General features: G+C 64.0%; 22 protein-coding genes and 1 tRNA gene. 5 read left to right on the top strand and 18 right to left on the bottom strand.

Annotated elements, in window-relative coordinates; translation table 11 throughout:
* Window positions 1–132: 132 nt before the first annotated feature.
* On the bottom strand, window positions 133–918 hold the full coding sequence (locus AC0L2F_RS27580) for an SDR family NAD(P)-dependent oxidoreductase (RefSeq protein ID WP_473250587.1): 786 nt from the start codon (window positions 916–918) through the stop codon (window positions 133–135).
* A 134-nt stretch (window positions 919–1,052) separates the two neighbouring features.
* Between AC0L2F_RS27580 and AC0L2F_RS27585 the strand changes: the two genes are divergently transcribed.
* Window positions 1,053–1,751 carry a histidine phosphatase family protein gene (locus AC0L2F_RS27585; protein WP_473250589.1) on the top strand — a complete coding sequence of 233 codons (699 nt, stop codon included), beginning with the start codon at window positions 1,053–1,055 and terminating at the stop codon, window positions 1,749–1,751.
* 115 nt (window positions 1,752–1,866) lie between these two features.
* Entirely contained in the window at window positions 1,867–2,634 is a 768-nt protein-coding gene (locus tag AC0L2F_RS27590; RefSeq protein WP_007611644.1) for an SDR family NAD(P)-dependent oxidoreductase, read from the top strand.
* A gap of 154 nt (window positions 2,635–2,788) precedes the next feature.
* Here the strand turns inward: AC0L2F_RS27590 and AC0L2F_RS27595 are convergent, their stop codons facing one another.
* Window positions 2,789–4,042, bottom strand: a complete 1,254-nt coding sequence (locus AC0L2F_RS27595; protein ID WP_473250590.1) for a serine hydrolase domain-containing protein — start codon at window positions 4,040–4,042, stop codon at window positions 2,789–2,791.
* A gap of 163 nt (window positions 4,043–4,205) precedes the next feature.
* Here AC0L2F_RS27595 and AC0L2F_RS27600 point away from each other — a divergent pair.
* Window positions 4,206–4,281 (top strand) — tRNA-Trp (locus AC0L2F_RS27600).
* A 73-nt stretch (window positions 4,282–4,354) separates the two neighbouring features.
* Here the strand turns inward: AC0L2F_RS27600 and AC0L2F_RS27605 are convergent.
* The 16 genes from AC0L2F_RS27605 to AC0L2F_RS27680 all read right to left on the bottom strand — a co-directional run bounded on the left by AC0L2F_RS27605 (window position 4,355) and on the right by AC0L2F_RS27680 (window position 19,670).
* Window positions 4,355–5,389 carry a Gfo/Idh/MocA family protein gene (locus AC0L2F_RS27605; RefSeq protein ID WP_473250591.1) on the bottom strand — a complete coding sequence of 345 codons (1,035 nt, stop codon included), beginning with the start codon at window positions 5,387–5,389 and terminating at the stop codon, window positions 4,355–4,357.
* A gap of 3 nt (window positions 5,390–5,392) precedes the next feature.
* Window positions 5,393–6,598, bottom strand: a complete 1,206-nt coding sequence (locus AC0L2F_RS27610) for a class I SAM-dependent methyltransferase (RefSeq protein ID WP_473250592.1) — start codon at window positions 6,596–6,598, stop codon at window positions 5,393–5,395.
* The gene (locus AC0L2F_RS27615) at window positions 6,591–7,808 is read right to left on the bottom strand and encodes a class I SAM-dependent methyltransferase (protein WP_473250594.1); all 1,218 of its coding nucleotides are present in this window, start codon (window positions 7,806–7,808) and stop codon (window positions 6,591–6,593) included. The genes AC0L2F_RS27610 and AC0L2F_RS27615 overlap by 8 nt, the downstream gene beginning before the upstream one ends.
* On the bottom strand, window positions 7,801–8,421 hold the full coding sequence (locus AC0L2F_RS27620) for a WbuC family cupin fold metalloprotein (protein WP_473250595.1): 621 nt from the start codon (window positions 8,419–8,421) through the stop codon (window positions 7,801–7,803). Before AC0L2F_RS27620 ends, AC0L2F_RS27615 begins: the two co-directional genes overlap by 8 nt.
* Window positions 8,399–9,064, bottom strand: a complete 666-nt coding sequence (locus tag AC0L2F_RS27625) for a class I SAM-dependent methyltransferase (RefSeq protein ID WP_473250597.1) — start codon at window positions 9,062–9,064, stop codon at window positions 8,399–8,401. Before AC0L2F_RS27625 ends, AC0L2F_RS27620 begins: the two co-directional genes overlap by 23 nt.
* A gap of 25 nt (window positions 9,065–9,089) precedes the next feature.
* Window positions 9,090–9,482, bottom strand: a complete 393-nt coding sequence (locus AC0L2F_RS27630) for an LIC12192 family sporadic carbohydrate cluster protein (RefSeq protein ID WP_473250598.1) — start codon at window positions 9,480–9,482, stop codon at window positions 9,090–9,092.
* On the bottom strand, window positions 9,475–10,281 hold the full coding sequence (locus AC0L2F_RS27635; RefSeq protein WP_473250599.1) for a sporadic carbohydrate cluster 2OG-Fe(II) oxygenase: 807 nt from the start codon (window positions 10,279–10,281) through the stop codon (window positions 9,475–9,477). Before AC0L2F_RS27635 ends, AC0L2F_RS27630 begins: the two co-directional genes overlap by 8 nt.
* Window positions 10,278–11,396 carry a DegT/DnrJ/EryC1/StrS family aminotransferase gene (locus tag AC0L2F_RS27640; protein ID WP_473250600.1) on the bottom strand — a complete coding sequence of 373 codons (1,119 nt, stop codon included), beginning with the start codon at window positions 11,394–11,396 and terminating at the stop codon, window positions 10,278–10,280. Before AC0L2F_RS27640 ends, AC0L2F_RS27635 begins: the two co-directional genes overlap by 4 nt.
* Window positions 11,386–12,492 carry a DegT/DnrJ/EryC1/StrS family aminotransferase gene (locus AC0L2F_RS27645; protein WP_473250601.1) on the bottom strand — a complete coding sequence of 369 codons (1,107 nt, stop codon included), beginning with the start codon at window positions 12,490–12,492 and terminating at the stop codon, window positions 11,386–11,388. Before AC0L2F_RS27645 ends, AC0L2F_RS27640 begins: the two co-directional genes overlap by 11 nt.
* Before the next feature lie 8 nt (window positions 12,493–12,500).
* Complete coding sequence (locus tag AC0L2F_RS27650; protein ID WP_473250602.1) at window positions 12,501–13,460, bottom strand: transketolase family protein; 960 nt, start codon at window positions 13,458–13,460, stop codon at window positions 12,501–12,503.
* Window positions 13,461–13,470: 10 nt separating this feature from the next.
* Window positions 13,471–14,319, bottom strand: coding sequence for a transketolase (locus AC0L2F_RS27655; RefSeq protein ID WP_473250603.1), 849 nt, complete (start codon window positions 14,317–14,319; stop codon window positions 13,471–13,473).
* Complete coding sequence (locus tag AC0L2F_RS27660) at window positions 14,316–15,344, bottom strand: aminoglycoside phosphotransferase family protein (protein WP_473250604.1); 1,029 nt, start codon at window positions 15,342–15,344, stop codon at window positions 14,316–14,318. The genes AC0L2F_RS27655 and AC0L2F_RS27660 overlap by 4 nt, the downstream gene beginning before the upstream one ends.
* The gene (locus tag AC0L2F_RS27665) at window positions 15,341–15,952 is read right to left on the bottom strand and encodes an HAD family hydrolase (RefSeq protein WP_231170958.1); all 612 of its coding nucleotides are present in this window, start codon (window positions 15,950–15,952) and stop codon (window positions 15,341–15,343) included. The genes AC0L2F_RS27660 and AC0L2F_RS27665 overlap by 4 nt, the downstream gene beginning before the upstream one ends.
* Before the next feature lie 5 nt (window positions 15,953–15,957).
* The gene (locus tag AC0L2F_RS27670) at window positions 15,958–16,959 is read right to left on the bottom strand and encodes an NAD-dependent epimerase/dehydratase family protein (protein WP_063995924.1); all 1,002 of its coding nucleotides are present in this window, start codon (window positions 16,957–16,959) and stop codon (window positions 15,958–15,960) included.
* Window positions 16,960–16,986: 27 nt separating this feature from the next.
* Window positions 16,987–18,558, bottom strand: a complete 1,572-nt coding sequence (locus tag AC0L2F_RS27675) for a PfkB family carbohydrate kinase (protein WP_473250605.1) — start codon at window positions 18,556–18,558, stop codon at window positions 16,987–16,989.
* 83 nt (window positions 18,559–18,641) lie between these two features.
* Window positions 18,642–19,670, bottom strand: a complete 1,029-nt coding sequence (locus tag AC0L2F_RS27680) for an SDR family oxidoreductase (protein WP_473250606.1) — start codon at window positions 19,668–19,670, stop codon at window positions 18,642–18,644.
* A 162-nt stretch (window positions 19,671–19,832) separates the two neighbouring features.
* Here AC0L2F_RS27680 and AC0L2F_RS27685 point away from each other — a divergent pair, with 162 nt between their 5' ends.
* Both AC0L2F_RS27685 and AC0L2F_RS27690 read left to right on the top strand, forming a co-directional pair.
* Window positions 19,833–20,420, top strand: a complete 588-nt coding sequence (locus AC0L2F_RS27685) for an SIS domain-containing protein (protein WP_473250607.1) — start codon at window positions 19,833–19,835, stop codon at window positions 20,418–20,420.
* Between the two features lie 76 nt (window positions 20,421–20,496).
* Entirely contained in the window at window positions 20,497–21,765 is a 1,269-nt protein-coding gene (locus AC0L2F_RS27690) for a methyltransferase domain-containing protein (RefSeq protein WP_473250608.1), read from the top strand.
* The last annotated feature ends 88 nt before the right edge of the window (window positions 21,766–21,853 follow it).

Here is a 21,853-nt window from a genome sequence, read left to right on the forward strand (position 1 = left end):
GCGCAGCGTCTCTTCGACGATGCGCTGCAGAGCCGGGGCCCATGCCGCAGCACGTGCTGTGGCTTTCTGGATCCCGGCTCTGCGGAGCGTCACTGCGTGCCGCACCGCGTCCGGGACAGGGGAGTTCGCGAACTAAACCGGCTTCCCCGTATACGGCATCGACGCCGTCAGTCCGCCGTCCACCGGGAAGGCCTGGCCGTTGACATACGACGCCTCGTCGCTGGCCAGGAACAATCCCATCGCGGCGAGCTCGTGCGGCTGGCCGGGACGCTTGAGCGGATTGAGCTGGCCGATCTTGTCTTGGGTGCCGCGCTCCTTGGCGCGGTCGAAGATCGGCTTGGTCATGCCGGTCTCGATCAGGCCCGGGCACACCGCGTTGATGCGCACACCGGTGCCGGTGAGCGAGTAGGCTGTGGTCTGCACCAGGGAGATGACGCCCGCCTTGCTCGCGGCATAGGGATGTCCGCTGGCGCCGGCCTTGAGGCCGGCGACGGACGCGGTCAGCACGATCGCGCCGGACTGCTGCTTCACCATGTGCGGCATCGCATGCTTCACCGCGAGAAACGGCCCGATCAGATTGATGCGCAAAACCTCCTGCCATTGCTCGACGGTCTGCTCGCCGAGCGGGACGAGTCCGCCGGAGACGCCGGCATTGGCCCAGATCACGTCGAGCCGGCCGTGCGTCTTCACCGCCTTGTCGATCACGGCCATGACGTCCTTTTCGGAGCCCGCATCCGCTATCATCGCTTCCGCGACACCGCCGGCCTTCTTCACCTCGTCGACCGTCTCCTTCACCGCCTCGGTGCGATCGACCGCGATCAGCTTGGCGCCTTCTCTCGTGAACAGCAGCGCGGCCGCGCGGCCGATGCCGCTGCCGGCACCGGTGATGATGACGGATTTGCCTTGCAGACGGCCCATGCGTTGTCTCCCTTTGGTTCGCACGCGACGCTTGCCGCGCGACGGAATTTCAAACAAGATTTCAAACGGTAAAGTGTCTTGAGACACGTTCGCTACTGACGTACAGCGACATCAAACGGGATGGAAGGGTTTCGATGGCAGGTGCAGACAAGCCCAAAGTGGTGACGACGCGCTGGTGGTGGGTCCGTCATGCGCCCGTGCGCAATGACGGCGGCAACATCTACGGTCAGTCTGATCTCGCCTGCGACACCAGCGATACCTACGTCTTCAATGCTGTTGCCAAGGTGCTGCCACGCAAGGCGGTCTGGTATTCGAGCAATCTGATGCGCACGCATCAGACCGCCGAAGCGATCTGGGCGGCCGGTTTTCCGAGGCCCGCATCGATGACATGGGAAGCGGACCTCGCCGAACAAAACCTCGGCCGCTGGCAGGGCATGAACCGCGCCGAGTTCATCGCCAGCCGTCCCGTCGGATCGAGCTGGTTTGCCGACATCAACGAGCCTGCACCCGGCGGCGAAAGCTTCATGGACCTCTACAACCGCACCCGCCGCACCATCGAGCGGATCAACAATGAGGCCGCCGGGCAGGACGTGATCGCGGTCGCACATGGCGGCACCATCAAGGCGGCGCTGGGGCTGGCGCTCGACAATCAGCCGGAGCGGGGGCTCGCGTTCGATATCGACAATTGCTCGGTGACGCGGCTCGACTATTTCGCAAGTCCCGAGCGCAATGTCTGGCGGCTGCCGATGGTGAACCAGCAGCCGTGGATCGCGGACGATGCGCATGCGGCGATGCATCAACCCGCGGGACCGGAAGTCAAGAAGCTCGCCTGAGTGAGCTGTCATTCCGGGACGGTCCGCAGGACCGGACCCGGAATCTCGAGATTCCGGGTTCGGCTTCGCCGCCCCGGAATCACAATGAACACGAAGATCAATCTGGGAGAGAAACATGACCTTGTTCGACATGAAGGGGAAAGTCGCCGTCATCACCGGCTCGACGCGCGGCATCGGGCTTGCGATCGCCGAGCGCATGGCCGAACACGGCGCCAAGGTGGTGATCTCCTCGCGCAAGGCCGACGTTTGCGACCAGGTCGCCAAGAGCATCAACGACAAGTTCGGCAAGGACACGGCGGTTGCGATCGCCGCCAACATCTCGTCGAAGGAAAACCTGCAGAACCTCATCGACGAGAGCAACCGCGCCTTCGGCAAGATCGACGTGCTGGTCTGCAACGCCGCGTCGAACCCGTATTACGGTCCGCTCGCCGGCATCTCCGACGATCAGTTCAGGAAGATCCTGGACAACAACATCGTCGCCAACAACTGGCTGATCTCGATGGTGGTGCCGCAGATGATCGAGCGCAAGGACGGTTCGATCATCATCGTCTCCTCGATCGGCGGCCTGAAGGGCTCGACCATCCTCGGCGCCTACGCGATCTCGAAAGCCGCCGACATGCAGCTCGCGCGCAATTTGGCCTGCGAATATGGCCCGCACAACATCCGCGTGAACTGCATCGCGCCCGGCCTGATCAAGACCGACTTCGCGAAAGCGCTGTGGGACAATCCGGAGAATTTGAAAGCCTCGACCGCGCGTTCGCCGCTGCTGCGCATCGGCGTGCCCGACGAGATCGCGGGCGCCGCGGTGTTCCTGGGCTCGAGGGCCGGCGACTTCATGACCGGCCAGACCATGGTGATCGACGGCGGCGCGACGATCAGTTGACGGTCTCGTGTCCCGGACGCGGTGCGGCGCGAAGTGCCGCTCCGCAGAGCCGGGAGCCAGAGGTGAGGGGGTCGAGATCGCGGAGGCATAGGCCCCGGCTCTGCGCAGCAACGCTAAGGGCGTTGCAGCGCGTCCGGGGCACGAGAGCCGGATCTCAATCCACCGCCGCGTACACCAGATCCCGCACCAGCGTTCGCGTATAATCGCGCTGCCCCGGGCCCTGGCTCATGAACACGACGAACAGATCCTCCTTGGGATCGATCCAGAAGAACGTCCCCGCAATGCCACTCCAGAAATACTGGCCGACGCTGCCGGGGAAGGGCGCGATGCCGGCCTCGCGGCGCACCGCGAAGCCGAGGCCGAAACCATGGCCGGGCGACAGCAGCGTGCCGTTGGTCACGACGTGAGGTCCGAGATGATCGGAGGCCATCAGTTCCAGCGTCTTGCGGCCGATGATCCTGTTGCCGTCGAGCGTGCCGCCATTGCGCAGCATCAGCGCGAAGCGGGCATAGTCCATGGTGGTGGAGACGAGGCCGCCGCCGCCGGACTCCATGATGGGCTGCTCGAGCATGTTGAACAGCGCGACCTTGTCGCCGGTCCAGGGATCGGCCGCGAACGGCTCGGCAAGCCGGCCGGCATTGGCCTCAGCTGTCGCAAAGCCGGTCTCGGCCATCTGCAAGGGCGTGAGAATGCGTTCAGTGAGGTACGTGCCGAGCGACTTGCCGCTGACCACCTCGATGATGCGACCGAGGATGTCGGTGGAGCGGCTGTAGTTGAACTCGTCGCCGGGATGGCAGACCAGCGGGAAGCTCGCCACCAGGGCGGCGTGCTCGGCGTTGGTGATCTTGCGGCTGCGCACCCGCGACTCCTGGTAGATCTTGTGCACGGGGCCGTCGCCCTGGTGCTCGTAGGTCAGGCCGGAGGTGTGGCGGAGCAGGTCCTGCACCGTCATCGGGCGCTTCGGCGGAACCAGTTCCAGCTTGCCGCCGCTGATCACGCCGACCTTCTGATCGGCGCACTCCGGGATGAATTTCGCGACGGGGTCGGCAAGAATCAGGTGCCCGTCCTCGACCAGCGTCATGATGCCGACCGACACGATCGGCTTGGTCATCGAGAAGATGCGGAAGATCGAATCATGCGCCATCGGCGCCGCGCCCGCCGGGCTCTGCCTGCCGAGCGCCTCGAACCAGCCGACCTGACCGTGCCGTGCCACCAGCGCGGTAACGCCCGGCACGGTTCCCTTGTCGATCTCGCGCTTGAAGGCGTCCGACATGGCCTGGAGGCGAGGGCGCGACAGCCCGAGCGTCTCGGGGCGGGATTCCGGCAGAGGCGGGGTTTTCGGCGCGGTGGAGGGGCGATGGGCGGCTGTCGCGGACGCTTGGGCAGTCGCAAAGGCTTGGGCAGTCATGGGCACTCCCGGTTGCTTATTATTGTTCGGAGCGGACTGTGGCCCAGAAGGCGCGGCACAAACAAGCGAAGCCAGCGCGCTTCACCCTTGCAATCCGGCCTTGCAATCCGGCCGCCCCCTGTGCTTCAAAGCGGCCTGATCCGCGCGGCAACGCAGGGTCCGTAGGAGTGTAGCTCAATTGGTAGAGCACCGGTCTCCAAAACCGGGGGTCGCAGGTTCGAGCCCTGCCACTCCTGCCAGCGAAATCAAACACTTAGCTAGAGCGTGGGCGATCAGCCATCACCCGGATATTGTCGCCGGACGGCGTGAAACCTAACCGCTGACCTGCCGTTTCCAGATCGCCTCCGCAAGGGCGATGTCGGCCACGGAATCTGCGCCGGAAGCCAGCGGCGTCCGCTGTTCCACGATATCGGCGACGAATGCATCGGCTTGACGCCGAAACGCCCAGCTCGTGTCGCGCGACAATCGCGCGCGTTGTCCTTGCTGATCGAGGATGACCTCCGCCTCCTGCTCGGCAAACGGTGGGGGCAATTCGATGGTCAGCGCGCCCCGCTCGAATTCGATGCTCAGCCCCTCGCGCCAGACGCCGTCGGATCCATTTGCGAGTTGCAGCGCGCAGGCGACGCCGTCGAAGTCGAGTGTCACGGTCGCCGCGCCCGAGCTCTCGATGGTGCTTTCCGCGACCGTCGGTGACGATCCGAGCATGTAGCGCGCGAGGTTGATGATATGGCTGAACACGTTCAGAAAACTGTCGTAGCCGGGTCGCATCGCACCCGGCATCCAGTCGGGGCCGTCCTGCCAGAGCTCGAGCCCGTCCGGCCGCACTTCGCCGGTCATGACAAAGTTGTCCTGGGACCGGCCAGTGCTGCCGCCGAAGCACCAGCCTCGCGCGCCGACAACGCGTCCAAGCGACTGATCCGCTCGTAGGCGTGCCAACTCGGCTATCGCGCGCGCCACCCCGGCGTCGTGACGCTTCATGTAGCCGATGCTGTAGACGAGCTTGTGCCGGAGCGCCGCCTCGGTCAGTGAAACGGCCTGAGCCGCGGTGTAGGCCATCGGCTTTTCCGACAGCACATGGCGGCCACTGCTCAACGCATCCAGCACGATCGGGCCGGTGGCGCGACGCTTCGTCACGACGACGACGGCCGACACTTCGCTGTCCGCCAGCAGTTCCCGGTGCGTGCCGTAGACCCGCGCGATGTCGAATTTTTGCGCCGCTGCGGCAGCGAGGTCGGGCCGGAGATCCGCGATCGCGACGACGCGGCAGGCGGGGTTGGCGACGAAATTGGCGAGGTGGCACATCTGACCGACCATGCCCGTTCCGATGATGCCAATGCCTGGCCTCACTTGCTAGGACCCCTCGAAGCGTTTCCGGATAACAAGAAAGTGCGCCGGCTGTCCCCAGGTGTTGATGAACGCCTGGTCGGACTGGGTGAGGGCCGTGACTGTGGACACGTCCCGTCGCCCGATCGCGCCAAAGATACGATGGAAGCTGTCGAGGGTCGCCATGATGGCATCGATGTCGGACGCATCGTCGGCAAGAATGTCCGTCGCCGGTATCGTCTCGCGCAGCGACGCAAGGCTCGCGATCACACGGGGCAGGCTGGCGCCGAAGGGATCGTCGATCATCGCATCGACATCGACAACCAGTGTCTCGATCGAAGCCGAGATCGCCTCGACCATCTCGGTCTTGCCGGCCAGATAGAGCTTCCGTCCACCGAGAAAGCTCAGACGGCTGCGACCGAGGTGGCGCGTCGCGCGGCGCAGCTTCTCGTCGTCGGAGAGGACCTTCTTGTGCCAGTAGACGTCCAGGCTGTCGCGATAGACGGGCCACCCCGAATGGATGTCGAATCCCTGCTCATGCGCCGCCTTGCACAAGGCTCCCGCGTCGAGGAAGTAGCGGTGCCGGACGAAAGGATTTTCGAGCACGTCCATCAGCCAGGATTCGAAGCTGCGCGTATGCGGGATGCTGTCCCATTTCGCGTCGAACAGCATCTTCGCGGTTTCGAGCCCGGGACGGCCCGTCAGCACCTTGCCCGCCGCATGAATCGCCTTGAGCGCGAGCTCGAAGAAGCCGCCATAGCGCTCGTAGTAGGACACGACGGCGTAGCCGTCCGGGTTGAGCAGCCGGTGAAAGATGCCGAGCCAATTTTCAGTCGGCTGCACCGTGTAGATGAATCCTTCGGCATCGATGATGTCGAAGCGACGATCGCTGCGAAATCCTTCGACATCGAACGATACGAGTTCGCGCAGACGTTGAGCCTGGTTGAAATGTGCGAAGTAAGCCTGGATTTTCGCGTGCGCATGCCGGTTCGGCTCGGCGAGCGTCATGTTTGCGCCCCAGCCGGCAAACACCAGCGCGTTCTCACCGGAATCGGGGCCGAATTCGAGCACGTCGGCGTCGCGGAACAACCGCGGCGGCAGCACCAGCTTGTCAGAAAACAACTCGCGCCGCAGGCCGGCATAGGCTTCGAGTTCGGCGGCGGATTTGAAATTCCCGAACGTCGGCAGGACGTCCTGACGTTCGTAATAGTTGAAGAGCTTGTCCTCAGCCATGCCGCGACCCTGCGGCGGCCTCGAGGCGATCGAGCTCGCTCCAGATGTCCGAGGGCGCGAAGATCGATACGATGTGGAGCGGACGCTTCACGTTTTCGCGCAGCCGTCTGCCGACCTTGTCTTCGTTCTCCTGGTTCACGGCCAGAAGACAGACAAGCGGATCCGACTTGCCGGCGAGGTTCTCCGGCGGGCGGATCGGAATGCCGGTGCCGGGCAGGAACAAGCCCTGGCGCTCCTTCTGGTCGTCGACCGAGAGGTCGACGAGATCCGCGAGTTCATGGGCATTGGTGAAGGTGCAGGCGCGGCAGCCGGCGCCATAGATGGCGATCTCGGCGCCGTTGGCGCGGGCCTTGGCGAGGATCGGGCGAAGACGCGCGCCGTACTCCCTGGCGCGCTGGCCGAACCTTTCGCCGACGCCGGCAGGAGCGGGCGGAGGCCTCACGTCGCGCGTCGCGCGCCGGGCTGCGATCGCGAGGCTGCCGCCGCTGAAATTGTATTTCTTCACCGAAATCGCCTCGAAGCCGTGACGGGCCAGCAGCGCGAGCAGCGTCGGCTCGGTGAAGTAGCTGACGTGTTCCTCCCACAGGACCGAGAGATCACCTGCCGTCGAGCCGGGCGCGAAATCAGGCACGTCGATGAACAGCAGCCCGTCGTCGCGCAGCGCGATTTTCACGCAGTCGAAAAAGTTCTCGAAATCGACGATGTGCTCCAGCACCTGGCGCGAGACGACGAGGTCGAACCTGCCGGCCTCGGCGACCGCGTCATGACACAGCGCCGGGCTGATCATGTCGGCATAGACCTTGATGCCGCGCTCGCGGGCGATCTTGCCCGACACCGGGTTGGGCTCGACGCCCACCAAAACCTTCGCACCGCGTTCGCGAAGCCTGTCCATGAACAGGCCGTCGTTGCATCCGATCTCGAACACGGATTGATGGGGCGAGAATTTGGCGATGGTATCGAGCTCGTCGACCTGATGCGGCTCCGGCTTCCAGCTGCTGAAATTGTAGTTGAACTGCCGGTACAGAATGTCGGGATCGATCGGCTTGACGATCTGGGGCAGGCCGCACTCGCCACACGCCAGCACCTCGAACGGATACCGTTCGTCCTGTTCGTCGCGGCTGTGCCGAAGCCGATGCGCAATCGGCATCTGTCCGAGGTCGATGACCGGGCGCAAATTGGTCGAATGGCAGAGGCGGCAATGATCAGTCATCGGTAGGAACCTCTGCTCGAATGGCTCGTGAAGTATGGCGATGGGCCAGATGCTCCGCGGCGAGCGCACCGGTCGATGTGACATAGTTCTGCACTGCCGCGGCATCGCTGCCAGCCGGTGCCCAGTCGGGAAATGCCGTGCGGGAGGGGTCGAACGGACCCGCGGTGGTTTCGTGAAACACCAGCCACTCCGAGGTGATCAGGATCGAGTGAAACAACTGCTCGGGCATCCGGTAGTAGCAGAGCGCGCCCCGGCCGTACGGCGCCATCTCGAGCACGTCGCGAATGCGGCCGTCGTCCTCGAAGATCACGACCTGCGCAGTGCCCTCGATCAGGTGAAACGATTCAGGTTTGCCAAAGTGCTTGTGAGGCCGCACATAGGCCTCGCAATGATGCACGATCAGCATCTCGTGCAGGCCGGACGAGGGATCAGGATGCGTGCACAGCCGGCTGCGCAGACGCGGATTGCCTGCGGCGATGCGCTTCAGCTCCGCGATCGTGGCGTCGTTCGCCGTGACGATGGCGTCGTCCGAATAATACACTTCGGGATTTTGCGCGCGTAGCGAGGCCGGCCGGCGCAGGCCCGTTGCTTCATTCGAAGAAGATGAACCCATGGTCGCCCCGGTAGCCGCATTTGTCGTAGATCCAGGCCCACGTCTCCGGACCATGAAAACTCAGGCAGGTGAGCTGCCAGTAGAGTAGGTTCGCCTTCTCGCGCTCGTCGCGGAACGACTCCACCATCAGATATTTCGAGGTGCCGCGTCCAACGCGCTCGATCTCGGACACGGCGCGGAAGACGTCTTCGAGCGGAAGATTGTGGAGCACGCCGAGCGACACCACGAGATCGAAGCTGTGGTCGGGGTAGGGGAGCTCGACGGCGCTGCCGACCTTCAATTGCGGTTGCACCTCTTCCTTGGCGTTGCCAATGCCATAGTCGGAGATGTCGATGCCGGCGATGGTGAGGCCGGGGACGAGCTGGGTGAACTCGTAGAGCAAATAGCCCTTGCCGCAGCCGACATCGAGCACGCTCATCCCGGGCTTGATGCCATAGCGATCGATCAGGGTCTGAGCGAGCGGGCGCCAGCGTCCGTCGTAGCGGTAACCGCCATAGCCATAGCGGCGGTCGCCGTCCCAGTAGTCGCGCCCCCATTGCCGCGCGACAGTGGCGGATTCCGCCTTGTCGTGCTCGACAACCCGCTGAACGTAGTTCCGCTTGGTCGATGCGTGCATCGGCTGGAGCAGATTGATCTCGGTCATTGTCCTCAACCGGTCCGCGGCGTCGTCACAGGATGGTCGCGAATTTGTTGACGAGCAGGACGTCCTCGACGGCCTGGATGTTGTCGCGCGAGGACAGCGTGATCTCCTCGACGGCCGCGTGCAGATCGCAGCCCTCGCTCAGTACGCGGTCATAGATCTCCCGCCGCCGTGCCTCGTCGGGCGGCAGCATGAAGATGCTGTAGAGAATCAGGCCGCGCAACCGGGGCAGCTCGTCGAGGATGTCCTCGAGCACCATGTAGCTGCCTTGCATGGTGTGCTCGGCGGCGCTGAGCAGATAATGCAGATTCTTCCGCCGCGCATAGTCGCGAATTACGATGTTCTGAACGTGCTGGGGAGTACGGCTGCCGTTCAGCGGCCGGGCGCCGATATAGCCGCGATGGCCGGCTCGCTCAGCCATGGAAACCTCCCGGGAGCTTGTATTGCATGCCGACACGTGTCGCCGGACGCAGCAGGATCGGTTCGAAGAATTCGCCGAATCGCTTGTCCGCGTAGGGCGACATGATGCTTTTGAAACGGCAGTTCATGCTCCAGCGCGAGCCGGCTTCCTCGTTGACGCGATTGCCGTGCATCAGGGTCTGGTTGAACAGCATCACGTGACCGTAGGGAATCTCGATGAACGTCGCGTGCGGCTTGATGGTCTGGTAGAGTTCCTCGGCGCTGCGCAGGCTGGCCATCCGGTCCTGCATCTCGCCGTTCAGGGATGGCGGCAGCAGATACATCGATTTGGTGCGGTGGACGTCGACCAGCGGTACCCACACCACGACCTCGAACGGCGAGTCGCCCGACCAGACGTCGGAATGGGTGGCGAGGAGCGACGAATCGTCTCCGGGAAGCTGGATGCTGAGATTGACGCGGCGTTGCATGCAGAGCTCGTTGCCGACGATGGTCTCGATCGTCGAGCGCGCCAGACGGAAATAGGTCGGCCGGAACCATGGCTCGGCGTTGAGGCCGTTGAAGACGTGCAGCCGCAGGCCGTTGAGATCATCTACGCTCACCCGCGTGTGGATGGTGTCGAGCATCGCGTAGGGGTCGTTGCCGTCTGGCAGCTTCAGATAGTCCGCCGCGAGCTCGGCGGCGCGCCGCTGGATCCGGTCGAGCCCGGCGCGATCGTCGGCCGGCGTGGTGACGAAGCCGTCGTCGATGAAGCGTTGCGCCAGTGCCTGCTCATCGGCCTCGAGGAACGCCGTGTCCGTCATGCAAAATACTCCCGGGCGGTCGCGCAAACATAGCTGATATCCGAGGCCGAGAGGAACTGGTTGATGGGAAGCGTGAGGATCTGATCCGCCTGCCGCTCGGTCACCGGGAACGCGCCGCGACCGTGACCCAGATGCGCCGCCGCCTCCTGGAGGTGGATCGGTACCGGATAATGGATCGCGGTCTCGATGCCCTTGTCCGCAAGATATTTCTGGAAGTCTTCGCGACGGTCCGTCTGCACGACGAAGGTGTGGAAGGTGTTGAACTCGATATTGCGGCAAACAGGGATGAACAGGGGAAGGCCGGCGAGCTCGGCGCGGTATTGCGCGGCGTTGCGGCGCCGGCGTTCGATGACAGAGGGCAGGTGACGCAAGCGAATCCGGAGCACCTCGGCCTGGACCGTGTCGAGGCGTGACACGATGCCCCATTCCTGGACGTCACTGCGATTGATCAGGCCGTGATTGCGCAGGCGGCGAATTCTCGCGGCAAGCTCGGCGTCGGCGGTGACGACGAAGCCGGCGTCGCCCGCCGCATTGAGGTTCTTCAGCGGGTGGGCGGAGAAGCAGCCGAACGTTCCGATGGTCCCGCTCATCCGCCCGTCATAGGTCGAGCCGACGGCCTGCGCGCTGTCCTCGATCACGGCGAGAGCATGCTTGGCGGCGATCGCCATCAGCGGGTTCATGTCGGCCATGCGCCCGGTCAGGTGCACCGGCATGATGGCCCTGGTCCGCGAGGTGACGGCGGCCTCGACTGCGGCGGGATCGATATTCTGGTCCGGTAGCACGTCCGCAAACACGGGCCTGGCGCCGACGGCGATGATGGCGGCGGTCGATGCCACGAACGAATTCGGCGGGGTGATCACCTCGTCCCCCGGACCGATGTTGAGCGCCCGCAACGACAGGATCAGCGCATCGGTGCCGGAATTCAGCGTCACCACATGCGGCGAGCCGAGATAGGTGGTGAGCTCTTCCTCAAGCTTCGCGACGGCCGCGCCGCCGATGAAATCGCCGCGCTGGAACACGCCCTCGACTGCCTGCAGGATCTCGACGCGCTCTTCCTCGAATTGCGCGGGAAGATTGACGTAACCTATGCGTCGGCGGCCGGTGTCACCGTCCATGGCAGAACTTCCGGACGATCTCGATGACGCGGTCCTGCTGGGCGCGCGTCAGATGCTGGTCGACGGGGAAGCTGATGACTTCCTGGGCATGGCGGTCGGTGACCGGGAAGGTGCCCGGCGCGTAGCCGAGGTGCTTGAGACCTTCCTGCTGATACAGCGGGATGGGATAGTGGATCTTCGCTTCGATGCCGTTGTCCAGGCAGTATTTGTAGAGCTCGTCGCGACGCTCGGCGAACACCATGTAGAGATGGTAGACGTGCTTCACGTTGGGCCTGCGCGGCGGAATGCGCAGGCCGGGCAGGCCGGCAAGGCCCGAATCGTAATAGGCCGCGTTCTCGATCCGACGGCGCGTGATCTCGCTTGTCTGGCCGATCAGCCAGTTGCCGACGACCGCCTGGAGGGAATCGAGCCGCGAATTGCAGCCGAGGATCGCGATCTCGTCGCGATTCTTCATGCCGTGGTTGCGGATCAGACGAAGCCGCTCGTTCATCCCATCGTCATTGGTGACGACGACACCGGCATCGCCCCAGACGTTGAGGTTCTTGAGCGGATGCAGGGAGAAGCCGGCCGCGATACCGTGGGTGCCGGACCGTTTTCCCGCGAACTCCGACAGGATGCCCTGGCAGGAATCCTCGACCACGGGGATGTTGTGGCGCTGGGCGATCGCCATCAGCTTGCCCATGTCGGTGACCTCGCCGGTCAATTGAACCGGCATGATCGCCTTGGTCTTCTCCGTGATCGCGGCTTCGACGTAATCGACGTTCATGCAGAAGGAGTCGTCGCAGTCGACCAGCACCGGGGTCGCGCCGGTCTCGGCGATGGCGCCGACGGTGGCGATGAAAGTGTTGGCGGCCGTGATGACCTCGTCGCCATGGCCGATGCCGAGTGCCTTGAGCGGCAACTTGAGTGCATCGGTGCCCGATCCGACGCCGATGGCGTGACGCACGCCGATCAGCTCGGCAAAGCGCCGTTCGAATTCGGCGACCGGCTTGCCCAGGGTGAAGTCACCCGTCGCCACCAGTCGGCCGATCTCGGCCAGGATCGGTGCCGGGTCGGAGAATTGCTCGAGCAGATAGGAATATCGAACGTCCTGCATGGGGCCCGTCAGGTGGAATGAAGTTGCGGAGAGGAGGTGTGCGAGGCGGGGAGCGCGCGCGCGATCGAGGTCGCAATGGCGTCGGCGGAAAGTCCGTGCTTCTTCAGCAGCGAGTCCTGCGATCCGTAATTGTGCATGAACCGGTCCGGCAGCGACAACCGCAGCATCGCGGGCAGGCCGGAGCCGAGCTTGTCGATCAGCGCCTCGGCGACCGCGCTGCCGAGGCCGCCGGAGGGCACGTGCTCCTCCAGCGTCGCGACCAGCCTGGTGCCCCGGATCGCTTGCAGCAGCGCCTCGGTGTCGAGCGGCTTGACGGTGTGCATGTGCAGGATGCCGGCGCGAATGCCCTGCGCCGCCAGCAGATCCGCCGCAGCGAGTGCGCGCTGGAGCATGATGCCTGTCGTGACCATGACGACGTCGCCGGGCGGCCGCATCAGGATGGCTTTGCCGATCTCGAAGCCGTGCTCGGCCTTCGAGACCACGGCGTCGCCGCCTTTGCCGAGCCGGATGTAGATCGGTCCGGTCCAGTCGAGCGTTTGCTCCATCAGCCGCGCCGCCTCGTCGGCGTCGCACGGGCAGACCACCGTCATGTTCGGCAGCGCCCGCATGATGGCGATGTCCTCGATCGCCTGGTGAGTGGGGCCGAGCGGCGCGTAGACGAGCCCGCCGCCATTGGCGATCAGCCGCACCGGCAGATTATGCAGGCAGAGATCGACGGCGACTTGCTCGTAGCAGCGGCGGGTGAGGAATGTGGCGATGGTGTTGACGTAGGGCACGAAGCCTTCCATCGCGAGACCGGCCGACATGCCGATGATGTGTGCTTCCGAAATGCCTTCGATCAGATGGCGCTTGGGAAACTCCTTGCTCATCGCGCGCAAGGTGCCCGCGCCGGGATCGGAGCCGATGTAGAGCACACGCTCGTCGCGCGTGGCGAGCTTGTGGACCATGTTCATCGCGGTGTTGCGCATGATGAGCCGATCAAAAATCGCCGACGGCGACGCGGATGGCGTCGAGCTCGCCGTCGGTGAGCTTGTTCTTGTGATGCCAATCGGCGTTGGATTCCGCGGCCGGCAGACCCTTGCCCTTGACGGTATGGCAGATGATCGCGGTGGGCTTTCCCGGAACGGCCGGGACCTGCTTCAGGACGGCGCGCAGGGCGCCGACGTCGTGGCCGTTGAGCTCCTGGACGGCAAAGCCGAAGCTGCGCCATTTGTCCGCGAGCGGCTCCAGCGGCAGGACGCAATCGGTGGGCCCGTAGCTCTGCAGCTTGTTGTAGTCGATCAGCGCGACCAGATTGTCGAGCCCGTGCTTGGCGGCGCCCATGGCGGCTTCCCACACAGACCCCTCGTTGATCTCGCCGTCGCCGAGCAGGACGAAGGTGCGATAGGAGCGCTCGCGCATGCGCGCGGCGAGCGCGAGGCCGACACCGATCGACAGGCCGTGTCCGAGCGCGCCGGTCGAGGCCTCGACACCCGGCACCATTCCGTACTCGGGATGTCCGCCTAAAATGCTGTCGGGGCCGCAGAAACCGTCCAGCTCCGACAAAGGAAAGAAGCCGCGATCGGCCAACAGCGCATAGAGTGCCAGACAGCCGTGTCCCTTGCTGAGGATCGCGCGGTCGCGGGCCGGATCGCGCGGGTTGTCCGGATCGATCCGCAGCACGTCGTCGTAGAGCACGCGGACCATCTCGATCAGCGACAACGCCGGACCGACATGTCCGCGCCCCGCGGAGCGGACAGAACCGAGCACCAGGCGGCGCAGATAAAGGCTGCGCTCATCCAGCGTGCAGGTGAGGGCGGCTTCAGCGTGAGGTGAGATCTGGGTCACTTCGGTAAATCGGTTGGCCGAATCGTCTGGTGAAGCCGGCGGGCTTTGTCGAGCTGACCGGCGAGGCGGATCCTAACATCGCCACCTTGCGCAGCCATTGCGCGCCGGGAGCGGCTGTCCGGCAAATAGGCGTTCAGGACAATCAGGCACCAGATTCCCTTGAACACAGGATACAGTACGTCACGTCGGATCGCAAACGCGTCATCGCTCGCCTCGAAGGCGCGCGACAGCCGTTCGATCAAACGATTCGCGCTCGCTTCAGGCAGGTTGCTGCCGGGGTGAATGGCGGTGTCGGACACGAGCTTGACCGGATCGTCCCAGCCGAAATATTCGAAGTCGATGAATCGCAAGCGCCCGTCTTCGGCGCGCAACGCGTTGTGCAGTCCGAAATCGGACGGACTCAGCGCGCGATGGCTCGGCGCGAGGTCCGCCGTTGGATCCCAGCCCAGTTCCGCGTAGCGCCGGCGGAGCTGCCGAATCGCGACGCCAGTGCTGGGAACCAGGCTGCCTTCCATGAACGCGCGCAGGTCGGGATGACCATCCGAAGCCCGCCTCAGTCCGTCCAGCCGCTGCTCGTACTGGGCGATGGCCGCTTCGGGCGAAAAGATGCTGGCTGAGGCGTTGCGCAGATTTTGCGCGCCTTCGGCCTCGCGCAGCTTCTGCAGCTCGATGAGGAAATCGGCGAGCTGATCGGCATCGTCGCCTTGGGGGCGCAGCACCGCGGCCTCGCCGTCGAACCATTGGTACAGCGCGCAGAACGCATCTGCGTCCTTCGCGACCGGCTGCGGTGTCGACGTGATGCCGTGGCGCGCCAGGAACGAGAGTGCATCATACTCCTGTCCCAGGCGATCGCGTCCGTCGGACGGATATTGCTTGAGGGCGAGGGGCGGTCCCTCCGCCATCTCCAGCCGAAACACCCTGTTGTTGCCGCCGGACCGTGCCGGCTGGGCGGTTGCGACACGCGCACCGGCCAGGCGGCTGCCGATCGCTATCGCATCCGGCGCGGTGATGTCGGTCTCGCTCATGCCGCAAACACCTCGCGGCGGATATCGGCCCATGTCGCGATCGGCTTGCAGTGTTCGGGGTGGGGAGGCTGCGCCTGCGTGAACAGGATCGATCGCGTGGTCTTCGGAAAATGCGGTTGCTCGAAGACCTCGACGAGATCGTCGATGAAGACGTCGAGCTCCAGGCGCGCGAGCCTCGCGACTTTGGCGGCCAGTGTGTCTTCGAAATAGACGTCGCCGATGGCCAGCGCCGCATCCGCAGCGTCGATCAGGCTGGCTTCCCGTAGCCAGCTGCGCGCGGCGTCACGCAGGTCGATGCGGTCGGGGTCCTGATGACCGAATCGGGTCTTGTGGCTGACGATGGAGACCTTCGCGCCGGTCTGCCTGCACGCCGCCAGGAATTCTCGCACTCCGGGATAGATCTCGGCGCCGCCAATTCCCTTGCCGTAGACGAAGCCTTGCAGTCCTTGCCAGGCGAGCTCGCCGCCCGCGCGGGACCGGAGATGATCCCGTAGGTCGGTCTTCAGCCCCTCCCATCCTTCCGGCACCAGCCCACGCTGACGTGCGACGGCGGCAAAGACCTTGTCGTAGCAGATGATCGTGTTGTCGAAATCGATGCCGATCCGCACGCCGCTCACTTCAGGCTGATGTTCTGCATCATCTTGATGTTGAAGTACCGGGGGTCGTTGAGCGAGTTCGGCAGGCGGCCCCCCTTGAAGGCGTTCACGAGTCCGGACACGGCCTGCTCGATCGTGTGGGTCGGCGCAAAGCCGAGCTCGCGGCGGATCTTCTCCGAAGAGACGTGGTAGGAGCGGAGATCGTCGGTCGGCTCGACGACGACGTCGACATTGCTGCCGACCACCGACTTGACGATGTCGGCGATCTTCATCAGCGAATGGTTCTCGTAGCCGATATTGTAGGTCTTGCCGTCGATCTTTGCGTCATCCTGCTGGAGCAGGAACAGATAGGCGGCTGACATGTCCTCGATGTGCAGATTGGGCCGGCGCTGCGTTCCACCGAACACGCGGATGCGGCCGGTGTTGACCGCGAGATTCGTCAGGATGTTGACGACGACGTCGAGCCGTTGCCGCGGTGCGTAGCCGCAGACGGTGGCGGGGCGAACCGTGCAGGTGACGAAGCCGGGCGCGGCCTCGTCGGCAAGGTCGGTCTCGCACATCGCCTTGAATTTCGAGTAGTCCGTGAGCGGCTCGCAGGACAGGTCCTCCGTCACCTCGGCTTCGTCCTTGATGCCGTAGACGCTGGACGATGAGGCGTAGATGAAGCGCTTGATGCCCGCCTTCTTGGCGGCGCGCACCATCGGCCGGAAGCAGTCGTAATTGATGGACTTGCCGAGCCCCGGATCCAGCTCGAACGACGGGTCGTTGGAGATGCAGGCGAGGTGAATCACGGCGTTGTTGCCGCGCAGGGCCTCGTTGATCGCGGCTTCGTCACGGATGTCGCCCTTGATCAGGCGCAAATCGGGATTGTTGCGGACGCCATCGAACACGTCCTCGCCATACATGAACAGATCGAGCACGGTGACCTTGTGGCCCGCAGCGAGCAACTGGGGAACCAGCACGCTACCGACATAGCCGGCACCACCGGTGACCATCACATTCCATTTTTGACCAATCACTGTCGTTCTCCAGTATCTGCCGTCGCGCTACTTCAATAACGCGGTGACGAACTTGACCAGCGGCACCTTCTCGACCGAACTGCGGTGGCCGACGATCCCGACCTTGATCGCGCCGGCCGCGTTGCCGATGAAGGCGACGTCCTCGATATTGCCGCCGGCGGCGACCAGCGGCGCGGTGATCGTCAGGAAGGCGTCCCCCGCGCCGACGGTATCGACGACGGTCTTGGTGAAGGCGGGGACGCGCGTGACGCCGGTTTTCGACGAGAAGGGGTAACAGCCGAAGGAGCCGTGCGTGATGATCATGTTGTCGCAGTCGATCTTGCCATGCAGGCCGGCCTCGATCACGGACGCGATGTCGCTGAACTTGTCGGTTGCGGCCAGACGCGCCTCCGGCGCATCGATGCAGATGTAGTCGGCCCGCGGATACCTCGTGATCAAATTGTAGCCGTGATTGCCGCTGTTGCTCTGGGCATTGACCGCCAGGAACTTGGAGTTGGCGATCAGGGTGTCGATCGTGCTCGACGCGATCATGCCGTGACCGAAATCGGTGGCGATCACCACGTCCGCGCCACGGACGCGCTCCGTCGTGATACGGTCGATCTCCTTCCGATCGGCCTCGTCGAGCGGCGTATCGTCCATGGTGTAGACTTCGAAGAGCTTGTGCAGATAGCCGAGCTCGACGTACCGCGATTTGCGGGTCGTCGGACGGCCCTGAAGGCGGATCGGCGTCAACGTGACATTCGGGCGGACATGCTCACGAATGAACTCCTCAGGGTAGTCGTTGCCACCCAGCGTCGTGACGACCTCCACCGACTTGCAGAAGCTCGCGACATGGTTCGCCGCGGCAATGACGCCGCCGGCAAATTGCTCGCCGCTCTTGAACAGCGTGGCGACGATATTTTCCTTCGAGGCCTTTCCGAGCGCCGTGACGTACTGGTATTCGTCGATGATGGTGTCGCCGACCAGCACGACGTGCATGTCCTGCACCTTGTCGATCAGCTTCAGCAGGCGATCGGCGCCGCCACCTTCGCGGACCTTTTGCAGGTAGTCGCGGAGTGGAGGGTCGTAGATGTCGAAATACCGGTTCACCAGCGACGAGGAGCTGAACGTCACGTCGCGCGTGAACACGATGCGTCCGCCGTGACGCTCGACGGCGTCGCGCTCGCTCTGGATCTTGCCGGTTACATCGTCCTCGGGGTTTTCATAGTCGGACCCCTTCACATAGATGTCCGGCCGCACCGTATCCAGGATCGGCTCGGCGCTGGAGGTGTGATTGATGCCGACCCAATCGACCGTCGCGAGCGAGGCCAGCATCTCGGCCCGCATGTTTTCGGGGAAGATCGGCCGACCCGGTCCCTTGTTGACGTAACGGTCGGCGGTGATCGTCACCATGACGACGTCGCCCTCGTTGCGCGCCGCCTGGATGTGCCTGATATGGCCGAGATGCACGAGGTCGAAGACGCCGTGGCAGAGTGCAACTTTCCGACCCCGCGCTTGCGCGGACCGCGCGATCTCGCCCAGTTCCTCGATCGTCTTGATCTTCTCGTGCGCCGCCAGCTGGTCGTTCAACGCGGGTCTGTCGGTCGGAATATTGCCCATGTGAATAACCTAAAGCGCCAGCCGGCGTCAGCCGGGCGGCCCGGAATTGATCGATTCGCGGCAACGATACCGGGTGAACCTGTTCACTGGCTTGCCTTCTGCGGCGCGCCGGACGCGGCGTCGTTGTTGTCCCCCAGATATTTGAACCAGCCCTTCGTGGCGTCCGCGATCTTGTCCACCGTCCACAGGGGGGCGTCCTTGTACTGATCCATCCACTTCAGCATCGTCGCGACCCCGCCCTCAAATTTTACCTTCGGCGTCCATTTCAGGACCCGCTTGATCTTGGTGATGTCGGCATAGGTGCAATCGGGTTCGCCGGGACGCTTGGGAATGTGGACCTTGTCGCCGCCGAGAAGCTCGATCAGCCGGTTGACACTGTAGGTGTTGTCGGAGCCGACGTTGAAAACTTCGTTCGAGACCTCGGAGCGCGCGGCGGTCACGAAAGCATCGGCGACATCGCTGACGAAGGTGAAGTCGCGGGTCTGCTCGCCGTCGCCGACCACCGTGAAGGGCTTGCCGGCGAACTTCTGCGCCATGAACACGCCGAACACGGCACCGTAGGTGCCCGTGGTGCGATGGCGCGGCCCGTACACGTTGAACAGGCGCAGCGCGACCGCGGGCAGCTTGTAGACCTGGCACCAGTGCATGACGCACTGCTCGCCCAGATTCTTGGTGAGGGCATAGGGATACATCGGCCGGATCTCGGCGCTCTCCGGCGTCGGATAGACGTCGGGAATTCCGTAGCAGGAGGACGACGCGGCATAAACGAAGCGGCTGACGCCGGCCTGCCGTGCAGCCTCGAGAACGTTGACCGTGCCGTCGACATTGGCGCGGTGATACGGGATCGGGGACTCGATCGAGGGAACGATGTCGGCTAGCGCGGCGAGATGGAACACCCAGTCGATGCCGTCGAAATGCGGCGTGATCGATTCGAGTTCGGTGACGTCGGCCCGTACGATCTTGAGTCGACTCGAATCGACGCGCGAGGCCAGATTTTCGGGGCGTCCGATCACGAAATTATCGAGCGCGATGACCTCGTGGCCATCGTCGAGGAGGCGGTCGACGAGGTGACTGCCGATGAAGCCGGCGCCACCGGTAACGATGCATTTCATAGGAACATCCGTGATGCGAATGCCCAGCGAAACAGGCCCGCCAATGTTGAGTGTAAGGTGGAAACCGAATCGGCTGCTGGTCAACTTCGAAGGTAATATACCTTTGCAATCGCTGGTGATAGCCGGTATCAGGGCGTCATGTCGCCGTCGAGCCGCGAGCCCATGCCTGCCGAGTCCGTCGATCCCGATCACAAGGCTTTCCTTGTCGACTACGTAGGGCGCCTCCATCGTGCGACGGCAATTGACGACGGGGTTTTCGCCAGGATTTCCGCCACCCGCACGGCCTGGTTGCGTGCGCGCGAGCAAGGCGGCCGCGTCATCTTTATCGGCAATGGGGGCTCGGCCGGCATCGCCTCGCATCTCGCGATCGATCTGGCGAAGAACGCATCGGTGCCCGCGCTCTGCTTCAGCGATGCCAGCATGATGTCGTGCCTCGCCAATGATTACGGTTTCGAGGACTGGCTTGCGCAGGCTGTGAGGCTGAGCGCCCGCGCCGGCGATTGCCTCGTCGCGATCAGCTCGTCGGGACGCTCGAAGAACATTCTCAATGCGGTCGCGCAGGCGCGGACGATGAAGCTCGATGTGGTCACGCTGTCGGGCATGAACGCGGAGAATCCGCTGCGCAATCTCGGCGACGTCAATTATTACGTCGACAGCCGCAGCTACAACATCGTCGAGACCACGCATCAGTTCTGGATGATGGCCGCGATCGACCTCATCATCGGTCGGGCGGAATATCCGGCGTCCTGAGGCGGTGCCGTCGATCTGATCACCACGGGGTGAGATTGCCTCACCTGTTCGCATGTCTCCGTCTTACGGTCCTACGATGAAAAACCTGTTCTACGTCCGTCATACCTGCCGCCTCTGTCATTCGGACAAGCAAGAGCTTGTCGTCCCAATGGCAGGCATGCCCATCGGCACGCCGAACTTCCAGGTGCCGGATGCAAGCGTCGATGATCCCGTCTTTCGGGCCGCGGTGCCGATGGCGCTGCACCTGTGCGCGGACTGCGGTCACCTGCAGATTCTCCACGTCGGCAATCCAGAGGTCCAATACCGAAACTACGTTTATACCACCTCGCTCTCGCTTGGTCTGCGGGAGCACTTCGCAGGTTATGCCAACGACGTCGTCAGCCGGTTCGCCATCGCGCCGGGCGCGCTGGTCGTCGAGCTCGGCAGCAACGACGGATCGCTGCTCGGTTTCTTCAGGGAGCGCGGCATGCGGGTGCTGGGTGTCGATCCCGCCGTCGACATCGCGCGGCGTGCGACGGAAGCGGGAATCGAGACCATCGGCGATTTCTTCACCGATGCCACCGGCCGCCGCATCCTGCAAAGCCATGGCGCGGCCAGCGTCGTGATCGCCAACAACATGATCGCCAATGTCGACAATCTCGACCCGCTGGTGATCGGCGTTCGCGACGTGCTTGCGCCGGACGGGCTGTTCGTTTTCGAAACGCAATATGGCGTCGACGTCACCGAGAAAAACCTTCTCGACACCGTCTATCACGAGCATCTGTCGTATTTTAACATCAAGCCGCTGGCGCGCTTCTTCGCGCGGCTTGGCATGGAATTGATCGACGTCCAGCACATCGAGACCAAGGGCGGCTCGATCCGGGTGACGGTGCAGCGTGCTGGCGGCGCGAAGACACCGTCCGCGGAGGTCGCGCGCTTCATTGCCGAGGAAGACCGGCTCGGCGTCGACCAGCCGGCCTACTATGTGCCCTATGCGAAGAGGATCGCCGCGATCCGCGACGAGCTGGTCGCGATGGCCGATGCCGCCCATGCGCGCGGCCAGCTCGTGGCCGGCTACGGCGTCTCGGTCGGGACCACGACCCTGCTGCCGCAGTTCGGCCTGGAGAACAAGATCGACTTCCTGGTGGACGACGACCCCAAGAAGGGGAACGTGATGGCCGGCCCGGGGTATGACATCCCGATCCTGCCGCCCGCCGCCCTTTACGAGCGCAAGCCGGCGTTCGTCGTCGTCTTCGCCTGGCGCTATGTGGATCCGATCCGGGCCAAGCATGCCGGCTATTTCGCCGAGGGCGGAAAGTTCGTTGTGCCGTTGCCGGGCATTTCGATGATCGATCGGGCCGATTGACCTTGAGGGGGCGGCGGCTGAGGGGGCCAGGTAGTGTCGTCCTGCGAGGAACGGGCTGAGGCCCTGGGACGGGGCCTTGCAGGCGGCA

The organism is Bradyrhizobium sp. Ken64 (assembly GCF_055807555.1).

Excerpts from the sequence above, each read along its gene's own strand:
- AC0L2F_RS27685 (WP_473250607.1), top strand. The coding sequence starts at position 19,833 with ATGCCTGCCGAGTCCGTCGATCCCGATCACAAGGCTTTCCTTGTCGAC.
- AC0L2F_RS27585 (WP_473250589.1), top strand. The coding sequence starts at position 1,053 with ATGGCAGGTGCAGACAAGCCCAAAGTGGTGACGACGCGCTGGTGGTGG.
- AC0L2F_RS27675 (WP_473250605.1), bottom strand. The coding sequence starts at position 18,558 with ATGGGCAATATTCCGACCGACAGACCCGCGTTGAACGACCAGCTGGCG.
- AC0L2F_RS27580 (WP_473250587.1), bottom strand. The coding sequence starts at position 918 with ATGGGCCGTCTGCAAGGCAAATCCGTCATCATCACCGGTGCCGGCAGC.
- AC0L2F_RS27595 (WP_473250590.1), bottom strand. The coding sequence starts at position 4,042 with ATGACTGCCCAAGCCTTTGCGACTGCCCAAGCGTCCGCGACAGCCGCC.
- AC0L2F_RS27680 (WP_473250606.1), bottom strand. The coding sequence starts at position 19,670 with ATGAAATGCATCGTTACCGGTGGCGCCGGCTTCATCGGCAGTCACCTC.
- AC0L2F_RS27650 (WP_473250602.1), bottom strand. The coding sequence starts at position 13,460 with ATGCGCAACACCGCGATGAACATGGTCCACAAGCTCGCCACGCGCGAC.
- AC0L2F_RS27645 (WP_473250601.1), bottom strand. The coding sequence starts at position 12,492 with ATGCAGGACGTTCGATATTCCTATCTGCTCGAGCAATTCTCCGACCCG.
- AC0L2F_RS27615 (WP_473250594.1), bottom strand. The coding sequence starts at position 7,808 with ATGACTGATCATTGCCGCCTCTGCCATTCGACCAATTTGCGCCCGGTC.
- AC0L2F_RS27625 (WP_473250597.1), bottom strand. The coding sequence starts at position 9,064 with ATGACCGAGATCAATCTGCTCCAGCCGATGCACGCATCGACCAAGCGG.
- AC0L2F_RS27660 (WP_473250604.1), bottom strand. The coding sequence starts at position 15,344 with ATGAGCGAGACCGACATCACCGCGCCGGATGCGATAGCGATCGGCAGC.
- AC0L2F_RS27610 (WP_473250592.1), bottom strand. The coding sequence starts at position 6,598 with ATGGCTGAGGACAAGCTCTTCAACTATTACGAACGTCAGGACGTCCTG.
- AC0L2F_RS27690 (WP_473250608.1), top strand. The coding sequence starts at position 20,497 with ATGAAAAACCTGTTCTACGTCCGTCATACCTGCCGCCTCTGTCATTCG.
- AC0L2F_RS27620 (WP_473250595.1), bottom strand. The coding sequence starts at position 8,421 with ATGGGTTCATCTTCTTCGAATGAAGCAACGGGCCTGCGCCGGCCGGCC.
- AC0L2F_RS27630 (WP_473250598.1), bottom strand. The coding sequence starts at position 9,482 with ATGGCTGAGCGAGCCGGCCATCGCGGCTATATCGGCGCCCGGCCGCTG.
- AC0L2F_RS27635 (WP_473250599.1), bottom strand. The coding sequence starts at position 10,281 with ATGACGGACACGGCGTTCCTCGAGGCCGATGAGCAGGCACTGGCGCAA.
- AC0L2F_RS27640 (WP_473250600.1), bottom strand. The coding sequence starts at position 11,396 with ATGGACGGTGACACCGGCCGCCGACGCATAGGTTACGTCAATCTTCCC.
- AC0L2F_RS27590 (WP_007611644.1), top strand. The coding sequence starts at position 1,867 with ATGACCTTGTTCGACATGAAGGGGAAAGTCGCCGTCATCACCGGCTCG.